The sequence below is a fragment of the Lysobacter sp. F60174L2 genome, from assembly GCF_052547135.1.
Map to the genome: position 1 here is coordinate 40355 of NZ_JBQWRA010000001.1, position 23745 is coordinate 64099.

22 protein-coding genes are annotated in these 23745 nt (G+C 68.0%); 4 read left to right on the forward strand and 18 right to left on the reverse strand.

The annotated features are described in order from the left end of the window. Position 1: 1 nt before the first annotated feature. The 17 genes from arfB to ACT9AS_RS00260 all read right to left on the reverse strand — a co-directional run bounded on the left by arfB (position 2) and on the right by ACT9AS_RS00260 (position 19192). Positions 2-418 carry an alternative ribosome rescue aminoacyl-tRNA hydrolase ArfB gene (gene arfB, locus ACT9AS_RS00180; protein WP_445098100.1) on the reverse strand — a complete coding sequence of 139 codons (417 nt, stop codon included), beginning with the start codon at positions 416-418 and terminating at the stop codon, positions 2-4. Positions 419-623: 205 nt separating this feature from the next. Continuing rightward, positions 624-1343, reverse strand: coding sequence for a pseudouridine synthase (locus ACT9AS_RS00185; protein WP_445098101.1), 720 nt, complete (start codon positions 1341-1343; stop codon positions 624-626). A 123-nt stretch (positions 1344-1466) separates the two neighbouring features. Further along, entirely contained in the window at positions 1467-3155 is a 1689-nt protein-coding gene (gene ubiB / locus ACT9AS_RS00190; protein WP_445098102.1) for a ubiquinone biosynthesis regulatory protein kinase UbiB, read from the reverse strand. Further along, positions 3152-3808, reverse strand: a complete 657-nt coding sequence (locus ACT9AS_RS00195) for an SCP2 sterol-binding domain-containing protein (RefSeq protein WP_445098103.1) — start codon at positions 3806-3808, stop codon at positions 3152-3154. The genes ubiB and ACT9AS_RS00195 overlap by 4 nt, the downstream gene beginning before the upstream one ends. A gap of 302 nt (positions 3809-4110) precedes the next feature. Then, entirely contained in the window at positions 4111-5124 is a 1014-nt protein-coding gene (gene oleD / locus ACT9AS_RS00200) for a 2-alkyl-3-oxoalkanoate reductase (RefSeq protein ID WP_445098104.1), read from the reverse strand. A gap of 140 nt (positions 5125-5264) precedes the next feature. Then, entirely contained in the window at positions 5265-7082 is a 1818-nt protein-coding gene (locus tag ACT9AS_RS00205; protein WP_445098105.1) for a fatty acid CoA ligase family protein, read from the reverse strand. Positions 7083-7265: 183 nt separating this feature from the next. Beyond that, positions 7266-8180, reverse strand: coding sequence for an alpha/beta fold hydrolase (locus ACT9AS_RS00210; RefSeq protein WP_445098106.1), 915 nt, complete (start codon positions 8178-8180; stop codon positions 7266-7268). Between the two features lie 60 nt (positions 8181-8240). Beyond that, on the reverse strand, positions 8241-11018 hold the full coding sequence (gene tssH / locus ACT9AS_RS00215; protein WP_445098107.1) for a type VI secretion system ATPase TssH: 2778 nt from the start codon (positions 11016-11018) through the stop codon (positions 8241-8243). Between the two features lie 32 nt (positions 11019-11050). Next, positions 11051-12139, reverse strand: coding sequence for a type VI secretion system baseplate subunit TssG (gene tssG, locus ACT9AS_RS00220; protein WP_445098108.1), 1089 nt, complete (start codon positions 12137-12139; stop codon positions 11051-11053). Continuing rightward, a complete protein-coding gene (gene tssF / locus ACT9AS_RS00225) occupies positions 12103-13938 on the reverse strand; it encodes a type VI secretion system baseplate subunit TssF (RefSeq protein WP_445098109.1) in 1836 nt (611 codons plus the stop codon). Before tssF ends, tssG begins: the two co-directional genes overlap by 37 nt. A 22-nt stretch (positions 13939-13960) precedes the next feature. Beyond that, positions 13961-14452 (reverse strand): type VI secretion system baseplate subunit TssE, encoded by a 492-nt coding sequence (gene tssE / locus ACT9AS_RS00230; protein WP_445098110.1) that lies wholly within the window; start codon positions 14450-14452, stop codon positions 13961-13963. A 23-nt stretch (positions 14453-14475) separates the two neighbouring features. Next, a complete protein-coding gene (locus ACT9AS_RS00235; protein ID WP_445098111.1) occupies positions 14476-15051 on the reverse strand; it encodes a lysozyme inhibitor LprI family protein in 576 nt (191 codons plus the stop codon). Continuing rightward, positions 15033-15710 carry a pesticin C-terminus-like muramidase gene (locus tag ACT9AS_RS00240; RefSeq protein ID WP_445098112.1) on the reverse strand — a complete coding sequence of 226 codons (678 nt, stop codon included), beginning with the start codon at positions 15708-15710 and terminating at the stop codon, positions 15033-15035. Before ACT9AS_RS00240 ends, ACT9AS_RS00235 begins: the two co-directional genes overlap by 19 nt. Positions 15711-15885: 175 nt before the next feature. Further along, positions 15886-16386, reverse strand: coding sequence for a type VI secretion system tube protein TssD (locus ACT9AS_RS00245; RefSeq protein ID WP_445098113.1), 501 nt, complete (start codon positions 16384-16386; stop codon positions 15886-15888). A gap of 166 nt (positions 16387-16552) precedes the next feature. Then, a complete protein-coding gene (tssC, locus tag ACT9AS_RS00250) occupies positions 16553-18034 on the reverse strand; it encodes a type VI secretion system contractile sheath large subunit (RefSeq protein WP_445098114.1) in 1482 nt (493 codons plus the stop codon). Positions 18035-18037: 3 nt separating this feature from the next. After that, positions 18038-18544: a type VI secretion system contractile sheath small subunit gene (gene tssB, locus ACT9AS_RS00255; RefSeq protein ID WP_445098115.1), complete on the reverse strand. Its 507-nt coding sequence runs from the start codon at positions 18542-18544 to the stop codon at positions 18038-18040. A 42-nt stretch (positions 18545-18586) separates the two neighbouring features. Next, positions 18587-19192, reverse strand: a complete 606-nt coding sequence (locus tag ACT9AS_RS00260; protein ID WP_445098116.1) for a tetratricopeptide repeat protein — start codon at positions 19190-19192, stop codon at positions 18587-18589. A gap of 174 nt (positions 19193-19366) precedes the next feature. On the opposite strand from ACT9AS_RS00260, the gene tssJ reads away from it, so the two are divergent. From tssJ to tssA, 4 genes are all read left to right on the forward strand, one after another. Next, entirely contained in the window at positions 19367-19999 is a 633-nt protein-coding gene (tssJ, locus tag ACT9AS_RS00265) for a type VI secretion system lipoprotein TssJ (protein ID WP_445098117.1), read from the forward strand. Between the two features lie 137 nt (positions 20000-20136). Next, on the forward strand, positions 20137-21474 hold the full coding sequence (gene tssK, locus ACT9AS_RS00270) for a type VI secretion system baseplate subunit TssK (protein ID WP_445098999.1): 1338 nt from the start codon (positions 20137-20139) through the stop codon (positions 21472-21474). 30 nt (positions 21475-21504) lie between these two features. Next, positions 21505-22293, forward strand: a complete 789-nt coding sequence (icmH, locus tag ACT9AS_RS00275; protein ID WP_445098118.1) for a type IVB secretion system protein IcmH/DotU — start codon at positions 21505-21507, stop codon at positions 22291-22293. Positions 22294-22317: 24 nt separating this feature from the next. Beyond that, on the forward strand, positions 22318-23355 hold the full coding sequence (tssA, locus tag ACT9AS_RS00280; protein ID WP_445098119.1) for a type VI secretion system protein TssA: 1038 nt from the start codon (positions 22318-22320) through the stop codon (positions 23353-23355). A 79-nt stretch (positions 23356-23434) separates the two neighbouring features. Here the strand turns inward: tssA and ACT9AS_RS00285 are convergent, their stop codons facing one another. Continuing rightward, complete coding sequence (locus ACT9AS_RS00285) at positions 23435-23704, reverse strand: GlsB/YeaQ/YmgE family stress response membrane protein (RefSeq protein WP_445099000.1); 270 nt, start codon at positions 23702-23704, stop codon at positions 23435-23437. Positions 23705-23745: the final 41 nt, after the last annotated feature.

The window sequence follows — 23745 nt, forward strand, 5'->3', positions numbered from 1 at the left end:
GTCAGTCCCAGTCGCGTCTGCTGCGCCCCTGCTTGATCGTACTGCGTTCGCGCTTGCCTGCCAGCCGGCGCTCCTTCGATCCGCGGGTCGGCCGGGTCGCGACGCGCTTCTTCGGCGCGTGCAGGCCGCCTTCGACGAAGTGCGCCAGGCGTTCTCGGGCGTCCTGGCGGTTGCGATCCTGGGTGCGGAAGCGCTGCGCCGACAGCACCAGCACGCCCTCGCCGGTGACGCGTCGGTCGCGCCGGGCCAACAGGCGGTCGCGCACCGGTTCGGGCAGCGATGGCGAGTTGGCGATGTCGAAGCGCAACTCGACCGCCGTGGCGACCTTGTTGACGTTCTGCCCACCCGGCCCCGCCGAACGCACGAAGCGCTCGACCAGCTCGGCCTCGGGGATGCGTATGGCGCCGACCTCGATCATCCCGGGATTCTAGGCCACCGGGAATACAGGACCTGCAACGCGCGAATGAATCCCCCGAAGGATGTAGGAGCGACGTAAGTCGCGAACGCCCCGCTGTCGCATCCCCCATGCTGTGCGCGAACTCCCGCCATCACAATCCGGCCCTGCCGCGTCCCCCCCGCACATCGACGGACGGTTACCGGTGAGATCGCGACTTACGTCGCTCCTACACAACCTTGCTGTCCACCGCGTCGAACAGCGCCAGCGCCTTGGCGAACTCCACGTCGACCGGCGCGGCCACTTCGACCCGCGCCGCGCTGTGCGGATGAACGAACGCCAGCCGCCGCGCATGCAGCAGCATCCGGTGCACGCCGATCATGCGGAAGCTTCGGTTGTGCCGACCATCGCCGTGGCTGGTGTCGCCGATCAGATGGTGGAACACGTGCTTGAGGTGCCGACGGATCTGGCGGAAGCGTCCGGTCTGCGGCTGCGCGTTGAGCAGGGCATAGCGCGAGGTGTCGAACCCGGCCGACGGCCAGTCGCATTCGGTGCGGGCGAGCACCTGGAAATGCGTCACCGCCGGCTTCTTCAGCGGCTTGCCGGGGCCGCCGTCGAGGTCGTGGTCGACCGTGAACGCATCGGCCTCCGGCCAGCCGCGGCAGATCGCCCAATAGTCCTTCTCGACCTCGCGCGACATCAAGACCTTGCCGAGGGCGGAGGCGGTGTCGCGATCGAACGCCAGCAGCAGGCAGCCGCTGGTGGCGCGGTCAAGCCGGTGGACCAGAAAGATCGGCTTGCCGAACTGCATGCGCAGGCGATCGGCGGCGAAATCGCTCTCGCCGCGCGCGAGGGCGCTGTCGTGGACCATGAGGCCGGCCGGCTTGTTGACGATTGCGAGGTGGTCGTCGGCGTAGAGGACGTCGAGGGCCAGGGCGGGGTCGATCATCGTGCCTTCCACCCGCAGCGGCTTCCCTTCGTTGTAGGAGCGACGTAAGTCGCGAATGCACGGCGATCCCGGGTACCAGTGAAATCGCGACTTACGTCGCTCCTACAAAAACGCGGCATGTTGCTAGCGCCGCGGCCAGGCGGCCAGCAACGCCCACAGGCCGCCAACCCCGGCGATCCACGACGACAGTGGCACCGACCACAACGTCGGCCCGCCGGCACCCAGCCCGTGCAGCACCGCGGCGACGATCAGCAGGCCGACGCCGAGGATCGCCGCGACCGTGCTCTTGTGCGCCTCGCGCAGGTTGCGGCTCAACTCGGCGAGGTCGCGCGACTGCATCTTCAGCTCGTGCTTGCCTTCGACCTGCTGGGTCAGCCAAGCGTGCAGCAGTCGCGGCATCTCGGGCGCGTGAGTCACCATTTCCGGCAAGCGCTTCCTGAACTCGCCGAGCAGGCGCTGCGGGCTGTAACGCTCCACCAGGATCTTCTGCAGCACCGGCCGCGCGACCGCCCAGATGTCGAGCTTCGGATCGAGCAGCCGTCCCACCCCTTCGATATTGAGCAGGGTCTTCTGCAGCAGGATCAGCTGCGGCTGCAGGGTCAGTTCGTAGCGCTGTGCGGTGCGGAACAGCTTGAGCAGCACCTCGGCCAGCGAGATCTCGCTGAGCGGACGGGTGAAATACGGCTCGCAGACCGCGCGCGTCGCCGCTTCCAGTTCGTCGATGCGGATATGCGACGGCATCCAGCCGGCGCGCACGTGCAGCTCGGCGATGCGGCGGTAGTCGCGGTTGAAGATCGCCATGAAGTTCTCGGCGAGGTAGTACTGGTCCTCGTCCGACAGCTGGCCCATGATCCCGAAATCCAGCGCGATGAAACGCGGGTTGTGCCGGCGCGCGGGGTCGCTGTCGACCCAGATGTTGCCGGCGTGGGCGTCGGCGTGGAAGAAGTTGTCGCGGAACACCTGGGTGTAGAACACCCGCACGCCCTTGGCCGCGAGCGCGGGGCGGTTGATGCCGGCGGCGTCGAGCGCGGCGATGTCGTCGGACGGGATGCCGTGCACGCGTTCGAGCGTCAGCGCGCGGTCGGCGGTGTGGCTCCAGATTACCTCGGGCACGTAGAGGTCGTCGCTGCTGCTCCCATCAGGTTTGGTCCAGAACCGGCGCAGCACGCTGGCGTTGGCGCCCTCGCGCTGCAGGTCGAGTTCGGCGGCGAGGGTGCTTTCGATCTCGATCACGATCTCGCGCGGGCGGATCTTGTCGGCGCTCGGATGGGTGCGGTCGACCACGCCGGCGATCGCGTTGAGCAGGGCGATGTCCTGGGCGATCTGGCGCTTGATGCCGGGGCGCAGGACCTTGACCACGACTTCGCGGCCGGACGCACCGTCGACGCCTGGCAGGGTCGCGGCGTGCACCTGGGCGATCGAGGCCGACGCCAGCGGGGTGGTGTCGAAGGTCGCGAACGCCTCGGCCACCGGTCGCTCCAGCGCGGCCTCGACGATCGCGCGGGCGGCATCGCCATCGAACGGCGCGACCCGGTCCTGCAGCAACGCCAGTTCCTCGGCGACGTCGGGCGGGACGAGGTCGCGGCGGGTCGAGAGGATCTGGCCGAACTTGACGAAGATCGGCCCGAGTTCCTGCAGCGCCAGCCGCAGCCGGGCGCCGCGGGGTTGCGCGGCAATCTCGGCGGAGGCGCGCGGCACGAATGGGCGCGCGAGCTTGAGCCAGCGTTCGGCCGGGGTGCCGTCGAGCAGGTCGTCGAGGCGGTAGCGCAGCAGCACTCGGCCGATCCGCCAGGCGCGGAAGAAGGACTTCATGCGGCGCCACCGGCTCGGGTGCGCAGGCGGGCGATGCGGGCGGCGGCGCGCTCGACGTCGTCGCGCAGTGCGTCGACGTCATCGTAGAAGGCGTTGAGTTCGTCGCGCGGCACCACGTCGCGCGATTCCTCGGTGACAAACTCGGCGGCGTTGCCGGCGAACTCCTTCGCGGCGACCTTTGCGTGGCGCAGGCCCGCGGCCAGCGCGTTGGCGACCTGCACGCCAACCACGTCGCCGAACACACGGGTGAAGGGTTGCTGCCAGTCGGGGTCGAAGCGCTCGGCCAGTCGCTGCAGGCGACGCGCGAGGTCGGCATCGCCTTCGATCCGCAGCTGGCCGACCGGCGGGGCGTCGTCGTTGCGAAGGAACGGTAGTTGCGAGATCAGTCCGCCGATCGTGCTGCGCACCGACAGGTCGGGTTCGACTTCGCCGTCGACGGGTCCGACTTCGAGGCGCTCGCCATTGACTGTCACCTGCAACTCCAGCGGCGGCGAGGCCAGCCGCAGCGCGACGCGGCGGCCGTCGAGCGCACGCAGGCTGTCGCGGGTATCGGGGTCGAGCGCCAGGGCGCGGTTCAGCGCGATTTCCAGCGCGCGCCCGGCGACGGGCTTGAGCCTGCCCAGCGGCGACGGTGAAGAGGGGGAGTCGGTCATCGGCGCATTCTAGCCGGGCGGGCGCAAGAGCCTGCATGCGAGTGCTTGACGGCTCCGGGTGGAGCGTCGTCCCGGACGGGTGTTGCTGCGCCCCTCCATCAGGGCTTCCTGCCCTGAGTCGGGGCCGCAGGCCATCCATGGCCTGCTCTCCGCAACACCCGCCCGGGACGCCGCCTCGCGATTGCCGTGGCACGGTGCTACGAAAAACAAAAAACGTCGCCTGACGGATTGGCCCTCCCTGTAGGAGCGACGTAAGTCGCGAACGCGACTGCGCCACCAATACCCGCATCACCGCGCACTCGTCACCACTGTGACGAAGCCCCCCCCACCCCCCACGCCACACGCAGCCGCGCCAACCCCTCATCAAACCCCACCCGCGGCACATACCCGAAATCCCGCCGCGCCGGCCCCATGTCATACCAGTGCGTGGTCGCCAGCTGCTCGGCAAGGAAGCGCGTCAGCGGCGGCTCGCCCTTCAGCGGCAGTACCGACCACAACCCTTCGCACACGGCACCGATGGCGTAGGCGGCACCGAAGGGCAGGCTTTTGTCGACCGTCGGTGCCCCCGCCGCGGCGAGCAGGCCGTTGAGGGTGTCGCGCATCGTCCGCGGTTCGCCGTTGCTGATGAAGTAGGCACGACCGGCGCAGGCGGCGCCCGGTGCCAGCGCGTCGAACGCATCGAAATGCGCCTGCGCGGCGTTGTCGATATAGGTGGTGTCGACGAGGTTGTCGCCGTCACCGACCAGGCGCAGCCGGCCGGCGCGGGCGCGCTCGACAAGCCGCGGCAGCAGCTGGTTGTCGCCGACGCCCCAGATCAGGCGCGGGCGCAGGGCGACGGTGGCGAGGGTCGCGTCGTTGGCCGCGAGCACTTCCTTCTCGGCGATGGTCTTGGTGGTCGCATAGTGCGCCTTGAAGCCTTCTCCGTAGGGCACCTGTTCGGCGCCGAGGCCTTCGACCGGATGGGTGGCGCGGTGGGTCACGCTGGGGGTCGAGGTGTAGACCAGTCTGCCGATGCCGTGCGCGCGGCAGGCGTCGAGCACGTGGCGGGTGCCGAGCACATTGGCGCGGTGGTAGTCGTCGTATGAACCCCATGCACCGGCCTTGGCGGCGTTGTGGAAGATGGCGTCACAACCGGTGGCGGCATGGATGACGGCGTCGCGGTCGGCGAGGTCGCCGCGTAACTGGACGACGCCGAGCCTGTCGAGTTCGGGGTAGTGGCCGCGGTTGAAGCTGGCCACTTCGTGCCCGCGTTCGCGCAGGCCGTGGCACAGGGCCTGGCCGAGGAAGCCGCCGCCGCCGGTTACGAGGATTTTCATGCGGGCATTGTAGGTGGGGGTGGGCGGGGTGCTGCGGGTACGTCGCGCATCCTGATGGAGCGCGCGTGCGTGTAGGAGCGACGTAAGTCGCGATTTCACTGATAGCCGGGATCGCCGTGCAATCGCGACTTACGTCGCTCCTACAATGACCCGAGCTGTTTCGCGGCCCATGCGGCCAGCTTTTCGCGGCCGATCTTGGCGTTGTGGCGGATGTCGACCGGGAAGCGTTTGTGTCGCAGGAACCGCACGATGCCGGCGGTGCGCGGGTGCTGCCCGGCTATCGCGCGCAGCTCGCTTTCGATCCGCGGCCATTCGCGCGTGGCCACGCCTTCGGCCAGCTCCACGCACAGCACTGGGATCTGCATGCCACGTTCGCCGACCCCGACCAGCGCGGTACGCCGTACCTGCGGGTGGACGTTGAACACCGGTTCGACCTGCTCGGTGTACAGCAGCCCAGCGGCACTCTCGACCCGGTGCGACTTGCGCCCGCAGAACCACAGCCGGCCTTCGGCGTCGAAATAGCCGAGGTCGCCCATGCGGTGGACTGTCCGGGTGGCGTGGCCCCCTGCGCTCGGGCCCTCACCCCGGCCCTCTCCCGCAAGCGGGAGAGGGGGAACAACGGCAGCGCCCTGCCCCTGCCCTTGCCCTTGCTCGTACCCCTGCTTTTGCTCCCTCTCCCTCTCCCGCTCGCGGGAGAGGGTTGGGGTGAGGGCAAGCTCCTCGATCTTCGCCAGCCGCGTCTGCGCATCGCGGTTGAAATAGCCGTCGGTCGCGGTCGGGCCGGCGACGGTGATCTCGCCAACCTCGCCATCGGCGACGCACAGGTCGTCGGACCACCGCTCGATCGCCGCGTCGTCGATCCGGATGATCCGCACCACGTTCGGCGCGACCGGGCGACCGACGCAGGTGCCGGCGCCGCGTTCGGTCGCTTCGCGCGTGGCCTGCAGTTCGCGGCCTTCGATCAGCGCGACCGGCAGGCATTCGGTCGCGCCGTACGGGGTCCAGAACTGCGCGTCGTCGGGCAGCAGTCCGCGCAGCGTCGCGACCACCTCGGCCGGCACCGGCGCGCCAGCCGACATCACCCGCCTGATCGTCGGCAACGGCTGGCCGCACCGCGCCAGCACCGCCATCAACGCCGGCGAGCCGAACAGCTGGTCGACCCCGAACCGCGCAATCGCGTCGTGCAGCTTGCGCGGGTCGGCGCTGGCCGGCCGGGTCGGGTCCATGTCGGGGATCACCGAGGTCACCCCGAGCGCCGGATCGAACAGCGCGAACGGCGGGAACGTCGGCAGGTTGACCCCGCCGGTCCCGCTTGCGGACGACGTGATCCCGAACGCCTCGCCCAGCATCGCCACCTGTGCGACAAAATGCCGGTGGCGATAGACCACGCCCTTCGGCACGCCGGTCGAGCCGCTGGTGAACAGGATCGCGGCGACGTCGTCGGGCGCGGTCGCGGCCAGTTGCGGGCCGGAACCTTCGCCATCGCGCTCGGCCCGCGCCAGCGTCACCTCGCCCGGCCATGCGTAACGGCCGGTGGTGACGTGGATCCGCGCGGACCGCGCCCAACCCAGCAACCGCCGCGCCAGGTGCGCCAGCGGGATGCCGATGAAGGCCTGCGGCTGCGCTTCGTCGAGGCATTGCCGCAGCGCGCGGCGGTCGATGCCGGGATCGACCAGCACCGGCACCGCGCCGGCCTTGAACAGCGCGAACATCAGCAGGAAGAACTCCGGCGTCGGCCGCACCATCACCACCGCGCGGCTGCCACGGACCACGCCATGCCGCGCCAGTCCGGCGGCGATCGCGTCACTGCGCGCGTCCAATTGCGCGTGGGTCAGGGCGAGGTCGTAACGCGCGAGGCCATCGGCGCCGCGCCGGCCGGGGCAGCGGATCGCGATCCGGTCGGGGTGCTCGGCGGCCAGTCGCGGCAGCGCCGCGGCGATGTTGCAGGACTCGGTCATGCCGACCATTGTCGCCGTTGGTCCCGGGCCGGGCGAGCGCCCCGCCGCGCACCGGATGAATCCCGACCCTGCCCCGGATCCCCCACCTCCCGTAGGAGCGACGTGAGTCGCGATCAGAGAGCTGGGCGCCCGTGCCGGTTCCAGATCGCGACTCACGTCGCTCCTACAGGATCCAGCCCGCCGTCACCCCGCCGGATTCGAATCCAGGAACCCCCGGATCGCCGGAACCAGCACCTCGTGCCTGTCTTCCAGCACGTAGTGCCCCGCGTCCTCGAACGCCTGCACCTGCGCGCCCGGCAGCGCCGCGCGGAAGCCGTCGAGGAAGTGCCTGTCGAACACGAAGTCGCGCAAACCCCAGCCGATGAACACCGGCCGGTCCGCATATTCCGGCAAGCGCCGGCCCGCCTCGACCAGCAACGGCCACGCCGCGTCGCCCTCGGCCAGCGGGATGTCCTGCATGAAGCGCAGCGTGCTGATCGCGTTGGCCCAGCCGTTGTACGGCGCGATGTAGCCACGGCGCACGTCCGCCGGCAGCGACCGCTCCGTGCCGAACCACGCCGCCCCGCGCGCGAACAGGTTGAAGCGCCGGATCAGCCAGCCGCCCAGCCTGGAATCGCGCCCCAGCGACAACCGCCACGGCATCGGCTTGGCCGTGGGCAACGGAAACGCAGCGGTGTTGAGCACCACCAGCCTGCGCACCCTCGCCGTGTGCCGCAACGCCCAGCCGAACCCGATCATCCCGCCCCAGTCGTGCACCGCCAGCGTGACCGGCCCGGTGATGCCGAGATCGTCAAGCAGCGCCTCCAGGTCATCGACCCGCGACTGCAGGGTGTAGTCGTAGCGCGGCGAGGCACCGGCCGCGTCGTCGGGCTTGTCCGACAGCCCCATGCCGACGTGGTCGGGCACGATGCAGCGGTAGCGGTCGCGCAGGCCCAGTACCAGGTGCCGCCAGTAGAAGCTCCACGACGGATTGCCGTGCAGCATCACCACAACCTCGCCATCGCGCGGGCCCTCGTCGAGGTAGCTCATCGCGATGCCGGGGCGGACGGTGAAGTGGCGCGGGGTGAACGGGTAATCGGGGAGCTGCGTGGGCGTCATCGGTGGGCCGGCGGCGACTGGGATCGTGCATTGTCGCCCCGGCGTTCGCTCAACGCACGGTCAGCCGACCTTGTACTTGAAGTCGCCCTTCTTCCCGGCGCCGACCTTGATCCTCCCGACCCGCTCGCCCTCGGCCATCTTCGCCAGCACCGACTCGGCGATTTCCGGCAGCAGGGTGCCGTTGAGGATGTGGTCGACGTTGCGCGCGCCGGAATCGACCTCGGTGCAACGTGCAAGCACCGCCTCGACCAGGCTGTCGTCCCACTCGAACACGGCCTTGTGGTTGGCTTCGACGCGGTCGCGGATGCGGCCGAGCTTGAGGGCGATGATGCTGGCCAGCACGTCGTCGTTGATCGGGTAGTACGGGACCACCTTCATGCGGCCGAGGAAGGCCGGCTTGAACGATTTCATCAGCACCGGTCGCAGGGCCTCGGCCAGGGCGTCGGCCGCCGGGACCTCCCCGGCCGGCTTGTTGAGGCAGGCCTGCATGATCTGGCTGGAGCCAATGTTGCTGGTGAGGATGATGAGGGTGTTGCGGAAGTCGATCTCGCGGCCTTCGGCGTCGTCCATCTGGCCCTTGTCGAACACCTGGAAGAACATCTCCAGCACGTCCGGGTGGGCCTTCTCGACCTCGTCCAGCAGTACCACGCTGTACGGATTGCGCCGCACCGCTTCGGTCAGCACCCCGCCCTCACCGTAGCCAACGTAGCCCGGCGGCGAGCCCTTGAGGCCGGACACGCTGTGCGCTTCTTGATACTCGCTCATGTTGATGGTGATGAGCTTGCGCTCGCCGCCATAGAGGATGTCGGCCAAAGCCAGCGCGGTTTCGGTCTTGCCGACACCGGAGGGGCCGACGAACATGAAGACGCCGCGCGGCTTGTTGGGGTCCTCGAGTTTGGCGCTCGCGGTGCGCACGCGCTGGGCGATCGCGTCGAGCGCGTGGTCCTGGCCGATCACGCGCTCGGCCAGCAGCGGCGCGAGGTTGCGCACGGTGCGGATCTCGTCCTTGACCATGCGGCCCAGCGGCACCCCGGTCCAGGCGCTGACGATCTCGGCGACGACGCCGCCGTCGACCTGCAGCGGGACCATCGGAGTTTCGCCTTGCAGAGCGCGCAGTTCGGCGAGCAGGAGGTCGAGTTCGGCGAGTTTGGGGCTGAGGGTTTTGCTCGTCTTCTTCGACTTGGACTTGCTGGCCTTCGGTTTGGTGGCGATGGCGGTGTCGCTGTCGTCGGCTTCGGGCTTGCCCTCTCCCGCTGGGGCGGGAGAGGGAGTCTGTTCGCCGGCTTCGGGGTCGGTCGCCGTGGCTTCGAGTTCGGCGCGCAGGGTCTGGATCTTCTGCGCGATCGCGGTTTCGGTCTTGAGCCGCTTCTCGTTGTCGGCCAGCACCTGGCGCGCCTGGTTCTGTTGCGCGAGCAGTTCGGCGAGGCGCTCGTCGTGGTCGTGGCCGCCGGCGGTTTCGCGCTTGAGCGCGGCGAGCTCGGCGTCGAGGCGGTCGAGGTGCTTGCGGGTGTCCTCGATGATCGCTGGGGTCGCGCTCTGGCCGAGCGCCACTTTCGCGCAGGCGGTGTCGAGCACGCTGACCGCCTTGTCGGGCAGCTGGCGGCCGGAGATGTAGCGGTGCGACAGCCGCACGGCCTCGGTGATCGCCTCGTCCATCACCCGGATGCCGAAGTGCTTCTCCATCAGCGGCACCATGCCGCGAAGCATCGCCGCGCACAGCACCTCGGACGGCTCCTCGACCTTGACCACCTGGAAGCGCCGCGCCAGCGCGGCGTCCTTCTCGAAATACTTCTTGTACTCGGCCCAGGTGGTCGCGGCGATCGTACGCAACTCGCCGCGCGCGAGGGCCGGCTTGAGCAGGTTGGCGGCGTCGTTCTGGCCGGCCTGGCCGCCAGCGCCGATCATGGTGTGGGCCTCGTCGATGAACAGCACGATGGGATGCGGGCTCTTCTTGACCTCGTCGATCACGCCCTTGAGGCGATTCTCGAACTCGCCCTTGACGCTGGCCCCGGCCTGCAGCAAGCCCATGTCGAGGGTGTGCAGCTCGACCGCGCGCAGCACCTCGGGCACGTCGCCGGCAGTGATGCGCAGGGCCAGGCCCTCGACCACGGCGGTCTTGCCGACGCCCGCCTCGCCGGTGAGGATCGGGTTGTTCTGGCGGCGGCGCAGCAGGATGTCGACGATCTGCCGCACTTCCGGGTCGCGGCCGACCACCGGGTCGAGTTGGCCGTCGCGGGCGCGTTGGGTCAGGTTGGTGGTGTACTGGTCGAGCGCCGGGGTTTTCGACAGGCCCGGCTCGGCCACGGTCGCGGCGTCCCCGCCATCGACCGGCACATCGGCATCGGCGAAGCGCACGTCGCCGCCCTCGCTGGAACCTTCGGTCAGCCTGGCGAAGTTGTGCTTGAGCTCGTCGCGCTTGATCTTCACGAACTGCGCCGAGCCGCGATACGCCAGCTGCACCAGCCCCGGTTCGGTCAGCAGCGCCAGCAGCAGGTGGCCGCTGCGGATGCGGGTGGTCTGCGCATCCAGCGAGGCCAGCAGCCAGGCGTGTTCGAACAGCGTCGGCAGGTGCGGCGAAAACACCGGGGTGCGGGTGTTGCCGGCCTTGAAGCGGCCGATCTCGGTTTCCAGGTCCTTGCGCAGGCTGTCGATACCAATACCGCTGCGCTGGGCGATCAGGGCGACGTCGCCGCGCGGGTTCTCGAGCAACGCCAGGAACAGGTGCTCCAGGTCGACCTCGTAGTTGCCGCGCGCCAGGCACAGGTTGGCGGCGCGCTCGGCGCCCTGGCGGCAGGGGTCGTTGAGTTTTCCGATCAGGGTCTTGAGGTTGATGCTCATGCGGTGCGTTCCATGCGTTGCTGAAAGAGGATCTATTGCAGTGTGTGGATGCCGTAGCGGGTGTCCGAGCGCGGCTCGGTCGGCGGCCGCGAACAGACGAAGCTGTCGAAGCCGAGCCGCGCGCCGCCGTCCTTGCTGAGGCCGACGCCGCGCACGTGCTCGGGCTTCAGGCTCAGGCAGACCTCGTACTCCAGGCACGAGCCGGTCAGCAGGGTCAGCCATTTGGCCAGGCCCTTGGCGGCGCGGCCGCCGGGCAGGAAGTCGTCGAACTGTTCGCGGTCCAGCGGGCCGACCCACAGGCGCATGCGCAGGTCGCGCTGCCAGACGCGGTCGCCGGCCAGGGCGGTGCTGCCAAGCGCGGCGTTGCCCATGCCCAGCCGGGTGCGCTGGCTGTCGGGCACGTCGTACCAAGCGCCGACGAACTGCTCGACCCGCAGCGGCACCGCGAAGTAGTCCGACAGGATCTGCTGCAGCATCCGTGCCGACACCGGATGCTGCCGGATCGCGCCGGCGTAGTGCGCGACCGCCTGGTCGAACACGTCGCCGTCGCCGTCGTGCATCCGCCCGCGCAGGCTCTTCATGCCGAGCCCGGACAGCGACAGCACCAGCGGCATGAAGCGCTCGTTGCTGTCGAGTTCGTACTGCAGGGCGAGGCGGTGCTTCTTCCACGCGGCGTAATGCAGCGCCACCGCGCGGTTGGCGAAGATGTCGAGGAAGGCGCGCGCGGTGCGGTCGCGCTGGTAGACCTCGCGGCTGGCGAGGGTCTCGGTGTAGTGCAGCGGCAGCACGCCGTGGCTGCCGAGCAGGCCCATGAAGGCCGGGGTCAGCCGGATCTCGCCGAGGTCCTCCATCGTCACCGCATGCTCGACGGCGCTGTCGCGATCGAGCACGGTGCCGTCGCTGGAACGCGCCTGCGCCGATTCGATTTCGCTGGCCGGGAAGCCCAGCGACATCGAGTTGCCGAAGCGCAGCCGCTGCGGGACCACGTCGGCCGGCTTGACCCCCTGCCGCACGAACAGCCGCTCGAGGATCCGCAGCGCCTGGAAGAACTCGAAGCGATGCGGCCTGGCGAGCAGCTGCTGCGCTACACCAGGATCGATTCGCCGCTGCGCGGTTCGCATCGGATCAGTTCCTCGCCGTGCTCGGACGACAGCAGGGTCAGTTGGGTGAAGCTGTTGGCGTGCACGTACAGGCCGAAGAAGTGGTCGAGCACGCGCGCGAACGCGGCGATGCCGTGGCCGACGAACGCGGCCTCGTCGACGGTCAGGCGGATCTCGATGCCGCGGACCACGCTGGCGAAGTGCTTGCCCGGCAGCCATGCGCTGGTCGGGCGGTGCTCGAGCGCGACGATGCCCTCGATCTGCCGGCCGGACACCGACGAGCGCGCGATGTCGTACAGCCGCAGCATCTCCTTCAGCGCCGGCAGGCCGCTCTGGGTCAGCGACAGGTGGTTCAGCGCCAGGTGCGAGATCAGCCGCCACTGCGCGCCGCGGCCGCGTTCGAAGCGCAGCGGTTTGCTCGGCTTGCGCAGCAGCGCGATCGAGCGCGCGACGCCCCCGCCTTCCATCGTCAGGTCGCCGCCCTGCACGCCGTAGGCGAGGTGGCTGGGCAGGTCGCGGTTGCTGCAGGTCAGCTCCAGGCTGACCACGTCGGTCTGCGGCTGCACCGGGTTGAAGTCGAGGTCGACGAACGACAATTCGGTCTCGAAGCCGGGGCTGCTGCGGGCGACCCGTTCATCGCGGTGGGCCAGCCAGTAGTGGCCGGTGGCGTCCGGGGTCTCGCCGTGGTGCAGCGAGTAGAACGGCCGGAACTCGGTGATCTTCTCGCCCTGCGGGGTCTGCCGCACGCGCTTGACCGAGTCGATCGAGACCACCTCGTAGGCGAACGCGCGGCGCGCATCGGCGACCACGGGGTAGCTGGTGCTGCGGTGGCTGACCCGGATCGGCTCGCCGTGCTGGGCGAACAGGTTGACCACCGGGGTGCAGCCGAGCTGGATGTTGTCGCAACCGAGCGTTTCCAGGGTGCGCGCGGTCGGATGGTCGGCCGGCTGCGCGTGCAGCACCAGGTGCACGGTGAAGCTGGCGCCGGCGTGGCCGCGCAGGGCCTTGAGGTCGAGGTCGAAGAAGCCGAACTTCTCCGGAAACGCGAACAGCTCGGTCAGCAACCGGTAGGCCGGGTGCGAGCGCTCGGGAAAGTCGATCAGCGCTTCGTCGTCGGCGAACCCGACCTGCTGCAGCGGCGACCTGTCCAGCGCAATCCAGCGCCCGCTACCGGCCGGCTCCAGGTAAGCGGCGCGCACGCCGAAGCCGAGGGTGTCGCGCAACGCCGCGCAGAACGACGGCTCGCCGTCGGTGAACAGGCGTAACCGGTCGAGGCCGAGCGCGGCGAGGTTCTGCTGCTCGCCGATCAACTCGAACGACAGCGACACCTGGCCACCGCTGCCGGACGGCAGGCTGGTTGCCAGCGGCGCCTCGGCAATGCCGCGATAGCGCGCATCGCTCACCTTGACCGGCGCCAGGGTGACATCGAATGCACTGCGGAAGCGGCAACTGACCCCGCGCACGCTGCGCGAGTGCAGCAGAGTGTCGCGCTCGATGGTCACCGGCGCGCTGAGCTGGGCCAGCGCCGGGCCCATGTCGAAACGGGCGATCGAGCACGACGGGAACGGCCGCAGGTAATGCGGGTACATCACCTCCAGCAGCGCCTCGGTGAATTCCGGGTAGTCGTCCTCGATCTTCTTGTTGGTGCGCGCGCTCAGCAGCGCGAACGACTCGATCAACCGTTCGACGTGCGGGTCCTGGCTGCCGTCGGCCGACAGCAGCAGGCGCCCGGCGATCTTCGGGTAGCGCTCGCCGAACTCCTTGCCGTAGCGGCGCAGGAACGCCAGTTCGCGCTCGTAATAGGGCAGCAGGTCTTCCATCTCAGGCCTTCGTCATCCGCTGCTATGCAGCGACCGCGGCGCGGCGCAGGCGGCTGACCGAGTACTGCAGGGTGCTCGGTTGCAGCATCGCGTCGAAGCTGATCGGCTCGCGCGCCGGCTGCACGTCGAGCAGGCCATGGATCGAGAAATGCAGGCCGCCGATGGCCCGGCCGTTGCTTTCCAGGCTGACCCGGACATTGTGCAGGCGCGACTCGTGGCGCGCGATCGCCTGTTCCAGCGAGCGGCAGATCGCCGCGCGGTCGTGACCGTTGGCCAGGCTCTTGCTGGAGAAGTCGCGCAGGCCGTAGGTCATCAGCGACTTCTGGCAGTTGGGGTAGGCCTTGAGCGCGTCCTCGGTGAACGCGGCGCGGCTGTTGAGCAGGCCTTCGAGGTCGCGGGCGACCGATTCCTTGTACTGGTCGAGCGAGATCGACTTGAAGATGCCGCTGGCGGCGGTCGCACGCGGTTCGTCGTCGAACAGCTTTTCCAGCAGGCTGGGCTCGAATCCTTTCATGGGTCAGTCCAATACAGCGGCGGTCAGTAACTGCGTTCGAAATTCATACGGGCACGGCACAACTGCTCATCCGCTGCAGCAACGCGTCCCAGCAGCTCGCAATGCACGCTTACGTATTGAACCCAGGTCTCTTCATCGGCATACATGGCGTCGAGCCGGGCTACGAGTTCATCCCGTTCGTAACCGGCGCCTTCCAGTGCTCTCAGGATCCTCGGGAATTCTCCCGACGGGCCAACCGAAACGAAATAAAGTTCGGCGATGCGATCGAGGGCGAGCTGTTCACGACAGGCCTGCCGCTCGATCGGCGCCTCCCGGCCAGGACTGATCTCGTCGTACACCGACTGGCAGTAGCTGTCGCGGAATTTCCGCCAGTGGCCCTGACTGCTGCCCAGGTCTTGGCGGTGCCCCGTGTCGATGCTGGATTCGGCCTTCGCGTAGGCCTGCCGCAACCGGTCCTCCGCCGAATCAGCACGGGCGCTGATGCAGGCCATCAACTCCTGCTGATCCGGGCTGGTGCAGTCTGTTGCTAGGTCCGTGGTTTCACCGGCAAATGCGCATCCCGTGAGAACGAAGACCGCGATTATTCCCAGCAGTCGCATCTCACCCCCCGCTCAAAGAACTCGGCTTCCCTGTCCCGCCGAAGCAACAAGCCAGTCAGTCCCTTGCCTTCCCACAGACGCTTCATCGAACGCAACCGGCCCGGAACACGCTCGGGGTGACCGGAGGCCAGATCGGCTTGAATTTCCCGCATTTCCTGGCGTGAATCCCTGCTGCTCAACGACGCGCCCCGATTGATTACCAGCGACAACAATGCTCCCTCACAGTGGGGATGCAAATCGACCGCCTGCGGATAGATATCCACTACACGTTGCGCGTAACGGGCTTTCATGCGCCTTGCCAACTCCATCGCCTCGTCCGACCCCAACTCCACCTGGGTCATTTCGGCAACGGCCGCCTTGGCTTGTTCTCCCTGCAGGCCGACAACCTGCAGCAACGCCTGCAGTTCCTGCTCGTCCAGCAGGCCGCGTAGATCCTGGCGGACCTGCCAGGCGCTTTGATGCCCAAGGTCGTACCCGTAACCAATCGTGATCCCGCTTTCGGTGTTACCGCCGGGAACGTATGGATGCGCCATGTAGCGCTCGGTCTGCAGGATGTACTCGAACGATTCCCGGGACACCCGATAGATACCTGCGCTGGTCGTCAGCTCGTAGACCGCGGTCTTGCAGCGCTCGGGACAGTCGCCCAGAACGATTTCCACCACGTCGCTCCGGGAGGCGGGAGTCAGCCTGTGATGGACGGTCCAGAACCCTTCTTCGTGCCTCGTCGCGCGAATTCGTCGCCTTCTCTGGCCGGTAGCGGCTTCCATGCAGTTACTCCGAGCCGATTTCCATTGGCAATGCGGTGGCAGCCGAAGCCGCCACCGCATCAACACATCAAGAGACCGTGTAGGTCGGCTTGTTGTTGGTGTTGCTCCACTGCGCGACGGTCTTGCCGCCGACGCCGCCACCCTGCTTCTGCTGGGTGTAGGACCACTTGATGGCGCCGAAGCTCAGCGCGACCTGTTCCGACGGCATGCCGTCATGGCCCAGGGCGGTCGAGACACGGTGGACCAGCACGTTCAGCAGTTCGATCGTGTAGTAGTTGATCGCCTTGCCGTCCTTGTCTGCGCGCATGAACTCGATGCGGGCCTTCGGGAAGGTGGTGCCGTTGGCGCAAGCCTGGAACAGCGCGGTCGACGCCAGGTCGATGCGCTTGTTGAGCTCGATCGGGGTCATTTCGACGCGGGCGGCGGTGGTGCCACCAGCGCTCGAAGCGGTCGCCGAACGCGGCTGCAGGACGTCCTGGTTGAAGGATTCGATCTCGATCCAATCCTTGTGCTCGGCGTCCTTGGACTCACCCTTGATGGTGTCGATGCTGAGAAATGCGTGTTGCATGGTCTGGTTTCCTTTGTTCCGTTCTTCCGTGAGATTGATGCCGTGGGCGGACGTTGCCCGCCACGGCGCGGTTTACAGCCGTGTCGCGAACTGCTCACCACGTGCCGGGATCTGTGCCCCGTAGATCAGGGCCGGGTCGCCCCGGCCATGCCACCACAACCCGTCGCTACTTGGAGCTGGCCGGAAGCTCGGCCACAAGTCGCAACGAAACCGACAGCTCGTCGAGCTGGAAATGCGGTCGCAGGAACGAGACCGCCCGGTACACGCCAGGCTTGCCGGGGACTTCCGACACCTGGATCGAAGCCTCTCGCAGCGGAAATTGCGCCTTCGCTTCCTGCGTCGCGTTGTCGTCCAACAACACGTACTGGGCAATCCACCGGTTGAGGAAATCCTCGACGTTCCCTGCCGAGGCGAAGCTGCCGATCTTCTCCCGCATCATCGCCTTGAGGTAATGGGCGACGCGCGAGACGGCAAAAATGTATTGCAGCTGGGCCGACAGCGACGCATTGGCGTTGGCCGCGTCGGTGTTGTACTTCTTGGCCTTCTGCGCCGACTGCGCGCCGAAGAACGCGGCGTAGTCGGTGTTCTTGCAGTGGACCAGCGGGATGAAGCCCAGGTCCGACAGTTCCTTCTCGCGACGGTCGGTGATCGCGACCTCGGTCGGGCACTTCAGCGCGACCTCGCCGTCGTCGGTGCGGAAGGTGTGGGTCGGCAGTTCCTCGACCAGGCCGCCGCCCTCGACGCCGCGGATCGCCGCGCACCAGCCGAAGTCCTCGAACGCCTTGGTCAGGCGCACGCCGAACGCGTAGGCGGTGTTGCACCACAGGTAGCTGGAGTGGTCGTTGCCGTCGACGTCCTCGACGTAGTTGAAGCCCTCGACGGTGGTGCCGTCCTTCGGGTTGTACGGCAGCCGGCCGAGGAAGCGCGGCAGGGTCAGGCCGACGTAGCGGCTGTCCTCCGAATCGCGGAAAGACTTCCACTTGGCGTACTCGACCGTGTCGAACACCTTGGCCAGGTCGCGCGGCTTGCCCATCTCGGTGAAGCTCTCGAGGCCGAACATGTCCTCGCTGGCGGCCGAGATGAAGGGCGCGTGGGCGGCGGCGGCGACATGCGACATCTGCTCGATGAAGTACATGTCCTCGGGCTGGCGACCGATGTTGTAGTCGCCCAGCAGCGCGCCGAACGGCGAGCCGCCGAAGGTGCCGAACTCTTCCTCGTAGACCTTCTTGAACAGCGCGCTCTGGTCGAAGTCGATCGCCGACTTGAAGTCCTTCACCACGTCCTTCTTCGACGCGTTGAGCACCTTGATCTTGAGCTGGGCGCCGGTCGAGGTCTGGCCGCACAGGTAGTGCAGCCCGCGCCAGGTGCTTTCCAGCTGCTGGAACTGCGGCGCGTGCATCACCGCGGTGAGCTGTTCGGAGATCATCCGGTCGAGCTCGGCGACGCGCGCGTCGAGGGTCAGGTTGAGGTTCTCCGAGATCACCACGGTGCCCTGCAGCACTTCGCGGGCGAGTTCGGAAATGATGTCCTTGGCACGCTGGTGCTCGCTGGCGGACTTGGCGACCTTGCTCTGCTCGACGATCTGGTCGAGCAGGCCGACCTCGGCCATGCCGGCGATGGCGGGCGCTGCACTTGCCTGTGCGTTCATGGCTTACTCCTGACCGGCCGGGTCTTTCTGGCCGAGCTGCTTGAGCTGCTCGGTGTTGGCGAGGACGTCGTTGAGCAGGTCCTCCAGCTTTTCGTTGCCTGCGACCTTGTTGCGCAGGTCGGCCAGCTTGGTGCGCGCCTCCAGCAGCTTGCGCAGCGGTTCGACCTGCTGCACCACCGCCTCGGGCCGGAAGTCGTCGATCGATTTGAACGTCATCTCGACCGCGATCTCGCCGTCGCCGGTCAGCGTGTTCGGTGCCCGGTAGGCCGCGCGCGGCGCCATGCCTTCCATCACCTCGTCGAAGTTGTCGAGGTCGACGTTGACGAACTTGCGGTCCTTGATCCGCGGCAGCGCCTGCTCGGGCTGGCCGCTGAAGTCGCCGAGCACGCCGACCACGAACGGAATCTCCTTCTGTTCGATCGCGTCGCCCTTCTCGACGTCATAGGTGAGCTGGACGCGCGGCGGGCGAACCTTCTCCAGCCGCTTCTGGATACTTTCCTTCTTCGACATCTCATCGTCTCCCTGACGAATACGAACGGGGGCCGGCTGCGCTCAGCCGCCACCCAGCACTTCGAACGGATTGGCCGCGGCCGGCTTGCTCTCGGCCTTCGGCGCGGCGGCCGGCGCGGCGCGGCGCGCGGTCGAGCGGCGGCGGGTGGAACGACGGGCCTTGGGCTCGTCGTCGCCGGAATCGAGGATGCCCTCGCCCATCGTCGCGCGCATGGTCGCGGCCAGGCGCTCGGCCTCGGCGCGGGCGGTGTCGGAGGCGAGCGCGCCGTTGCCCTGCAGGCGCATGAGCGATTCGGAGGCCACCCGCAGGCCCGCCACGGTCAACACGCTGTCGGCGACCTTGTCGTCCGGGTCGCGCTGCAGCACTTCCTCGGCGGCGACGATCGCGCGGCCGTAGTTGCCGGCGTCGAACTGCAACTGGGCGCTGCGCACCCACGGCTCCTTGCGGGTCGGGTCGGCCTTGGCGGCCTGGTCGAACGCCAGCAGCGCCGACTCGACGCGACCGGCCGACACCTCGGCCTCGGCCTGGCCGAGCAATTCGGCGTAGTTGCCGGTGTCCTTGCTGGCCAGGGTGCTGCACGCACCGAGCATCGTGGCCAGTGCGGCCACGGTGACAAAACGGCAGAACGCCATGCTACGGGGATTCATCGACACTCTCCTTGTGGGCGCACACCGGTGCGTGTGCGGCGAAAGCTCCATATCCAAGTGAATGCACTTGGAAGCACCTGTGGCGGATATAGTAACCTCAAATCGCCGCTGTCAAGAAGACTCCCGAAAAACGTCGTTCTTGCCGCCGGCACCCTCGCAATGGAGCAACACGCTATGGACGGTCTCCCGACCCTGCAGTCCCCCCATGCCCGTCTGCCCGGCCGCCGATGGCTGGCCGCGCTGCTGCCTGTACTTCTGGTCGCCAGCGGATGCAGCAGCCAGGGCGGGCTCAGGGAGGCATTCGACAAGAGCCTGCAGGCGGTCGGACTGCGCGACGCCGGAGCACAGGCACAGCAGGTCCCGCTGCGACTCTACGCGGGCGACAACCTCAATGCCGGCGACGGCAAGCGTCCGCTCTCGCTGGTGGTGCGGGTGTACCAGCTACGCAGTATCGAGCGCTTCGAGGCGGCGCCGTTCGACGTGTTCCTCGACCAGCAACGCGAGCACGACGTGCTCGGCGACGACCTGCTGGGCGTCACCGAGATCCTGCTCGCGCCCGGGCAACGCCACGAGGTGCTCGAACGGCTGCCGGCCGGGGGCGGGCATGTCGGGGTGGTCGCGCTGTTCCGCCAACCGGCGCGCAGCCGCTGGCGGTTCTCCTTCGATGCGGACGAGGCCACCGGCGATGGCATCACGGTCGGCCTGCATGCCTGCGCGATGACCACGCCGAGCCTGGCGCTGGAGACCCGGCTGGCGAGTCCTTCGCACAGCCTCGCATCGAGCAACTGCGCGCCGCCGCAGGGCTGAGTCGCCAACGCGGCCGGAACCGGGAGTTGTAGTAACCTGCGCGCCTCGACGCGGCATCGCCGCTGTCGGCATGGACATGGAGCAGCACCGGCGCAACGCGCGCCGGCCATCAAGGATCGAATCGCAACATGAGTCGGATGTCGAAGGTTTTCTGGGGCGAGGGCCTGTTCCTGCGCCCGCAACACTTCCAGCGCCAGGACGCCTACCACGAGGGCCGGCTGCAGGAGTTCGCCCAGGCGGCCCATCCCTATACCTGGGGCGTGCGGCAGGTCCGTTTCGATGCCCAGGCACTGGCCAGCGGGACCCTGCGTGCGCAGCAGCTGTCGGTGATCTTTCCCGATGGCGAGATCTACAGCGCTCCCGGCGACGACGAGCTGCCCGAAGCGCTGTCGCTGGGCACGCTGCCGGCCGGCGTGCAATCGACCACGATCCATCTCGCCCTGCCGCTGCTGAAGGACCACGGCGGCAACTGCGGCAGCGATGCCGGTGGCAGCGCCACGACCCGCTACCTGCAAGCCACCCGCCCGACCGCCGACCTCTACACCGATGCCGGCGACGCCGAGCTGGGCTACCTGCGCAAGACGGTACGGCTGCTGACCGATGACGAGCCGCGCGATCCCTTCGTGAGCCTGCCGGTGGCCCGGGTACGCCGGACCGCAACCGGCGGATTCGAGTTCGACGACGACTTCCTGGCGCCGAGCCTGAGCCTGGCCGCCGCGCCGTCGCTGCTGGCCGAACTGCGCCGCCTGCTCGACAACCTGCAGGCCAAGACCGATGCGCTGCACGGCCTGCATCGCGAACCGTCGCAGTCGGTGGTCGAGTTCCGCTCCGGCGACATCGCCTCGTTCTGGTTGCTGCATACCGCCAACGCCGCCTTTGCCGCGTTGTCGCACCTGTTCCGTCATCCCGGCCTGCACCCCGAACGCCTGCACCAGGAACTGCTGCGGCTGGCCGGCGGACTGCTGACGTTCTCGAAGAGCCATTCGCTCGCCGACCTGCCCAGTTACCAGCACGCCCTGCCCGAAGCGGGCTTCGCGCGACTGTTCGGCATCGTCCGCGAGTTGCTGGGCACGGTGATCTCGACCCGTTATTTCGCGATCGCGCTCAGCGAGGTGAAGCCGTCGTTCCATCTCGGCCGGCTGGACTCGCAGAAGATCGACCAGGATTGCGCGCTCTATCTCGCGGTCGGTGCCGACATGCCCGGGGCGGAGCTGGTGCAGACCGTGCCGGTGCGGTTCAAGGTCGGCGCCCCGGACGATGTCGAAAAATGCGTCCTGTCCGCGTTGCCAGGGGTCAAGCTGACCCACGCCGCGCAGGTACCCGCGGCGATCCCGGTGCGGCCGGGCTGCCAGTACTTCGCAATCGAACCGCGCGGCCCGCTGTACGAGCGGATGCTCAAGTCGCAGTCGCTGATGATCTACGTCCCCTCGGGCCTGCGCGAACTCAAGCTCGAACTGATCGCATTGACCCCCTGATCCCTCGCACCCCGCTACCGGCAGGAAGCCATGAACTACGCCAATCCCCCCGTCCCGCAAGGCATGCCGTCGCTGTCGCCGGCACAGGCCAGCCCACGGCCGAGCGGTGGCGCCAATCCGCGTAGCCTGCTCGACCTGATGGCCGACGGCTTCTACCTGTTGATGCTGCTCAGGCGCGGCCAGTTGCCGGCCAGCGAAACCGCGTTCGTCGATTCGGTGCAGCGCTTCCTCGATGGCGTCGAACGCGGCGCGACCCGGCTCGGGATCGCCTCCGAGGATGTCTACGCGGCCAAGTACGCATTCTGCGCCGCCGTCGACGAAGCGATGCTGGGCCAGCCCTCATCGCTGCGCGACGCATGGGAATGCAACCCGTTGCAGCTGCGGCTGTTCGGCGAACATCTCGCCGGCGAACACTTCTTCGACCGCCTCGAGCAGCTGCGCGCGCAAGGCGCCCCGCGGCTGCCATCGCTGGAGGTCTACCACTACTGCCTGTTGCTCGGCTTCGAAGGCAAATACCGCCTCGAAGGGCCGGAGAAGCTCGGTTACCTGATCGCGCGCCTCGGCGACGAGATCGTCTACCTCAAGGGCAAACGCACCGGCTTCGCCCCACACTGGGCGCCGCCGGACAAGGTCGCCCACGCGCTTCGCCGGGTGGTGCCGCTGTGGGCGCCGGCGGCGGTGCTGACGGTGGTCGGCCTGCTCGGCTATTTCGGACTCGATGCGCTGCTCGGCGGCCATACCGAACAGCAACTGGCGGGGTACCACGAGGTGGTGCAACTGCCCGGCCGCACCGCCCACCTGACCATCACCCTGCCCTGACCGCAGCACACCCGACGGACCGCCATGCTCGACCTGGACGAACTGCTGTCACCGATCTCCGACGCCCGCCCCAGTGGCGAGGACCTGTCGTTCTCGCTCGAGTACGACGCCATCCAGGAGGCGCGACGCGCCGACGATCCGTCGCTGGAACAGGGCGAATGGGTCACCGACCTCAAGAGCGCGGACTGGGCGGCTGTCGCGAAACAGAGCAGCCAGTTGCTGCAGCAACGCAGCAAGGACCTGCGGCTGGCGGTGTGGTGGGCGGAGGCGCAGACCCGGAACCACGGCTTCATCGGCCTGGCGCGCGGCTACCGCCTGGTGGCGCGGCTGTGCGACGGTTTCTGGGACGACGTGCATCCGCAGGTGGAGGATGGCGATCTCGAACAGCGCATCGGCAACATCAGCTGGCTGATCGGACACTCGACCGGGTGGCTGCGCGAATTGCCGCTGACCCAGGCGCCACAGGGGCGGTTCGGGCTGGCCGATTTCGAGGCGGCGCGCGGTCGCCACGGCGACCACTCGACCGAACCTGCGCTGGAAACCCTCGAAGCGGCCCGCCGCGATACGCCGCATGCCTTCTACCTGCGCCTGAGCGAGCAGTTGCCCGACTGCCGCGAGGCACTGGCGGAACTGGAACAGTCGGTGGATGCCCGCCTGGGCCAGGACGGTCCCAGCTTTACCGCCCTGCGCGACCAGTTGGAGCACCTATGCGACACCGCCAACCGGTTCGCACGCGAGGCCGGCGTCCTGGTCGACGGGGAGCCGCCGGCGCACGCCGACACCGACCTGGAACCGGGTGCCCCGCCGCCTGCCGCCACCGCCGCGCCCGGCAACGGCGTGATCGGCACGCGCAAGGAGGCGATCGTCCAGTTGCGGCGGGTGGCCGAGTATTTCCGCCGCACCGAACCGCACAGCCCGGTAGCGTACCTCGCCGACAAGGCCGCGAGTTGGGGCGAGATGCCATTGCATGTCTGGCTCAAGCGGGTCATCAAGGACGGCGACACCCTGGCCCAGATGGAGGAAATGCTCGACGTCGGCGACGGGCTGTCCGCGCAGGAGTAGGCATCGCCGCATCGTATCCCGCAAAGAAAAGGCCCGGCAATCGCCGGGCCTTTTCCGCAACCGGATCATGCTCGCCCGTTCAGCGCACGCGGCCACGCCGGAACAGATTCACGATCGCCAGCAGGATAATCGCGCCCACCAGTGACATCAGCAGCCCGGAGATACTGAAATCGCCGCTGTTGATATCACCGCCAATACCCAGCATGCCGCCGACCCAGCCGCCAATGAAGGCGCCGATGATTCCGACGATGATGTTGAGGAAGATGCCCTGCTGGCCATCGGTCTTCATGATCATGCTGGCGATCCAACCGATGATGCCGCCTACGATCAACCAAATGATGATACCCATCATGTTCGTACTCCTTGGTCCATTCAGAGGGTGGAAAACGC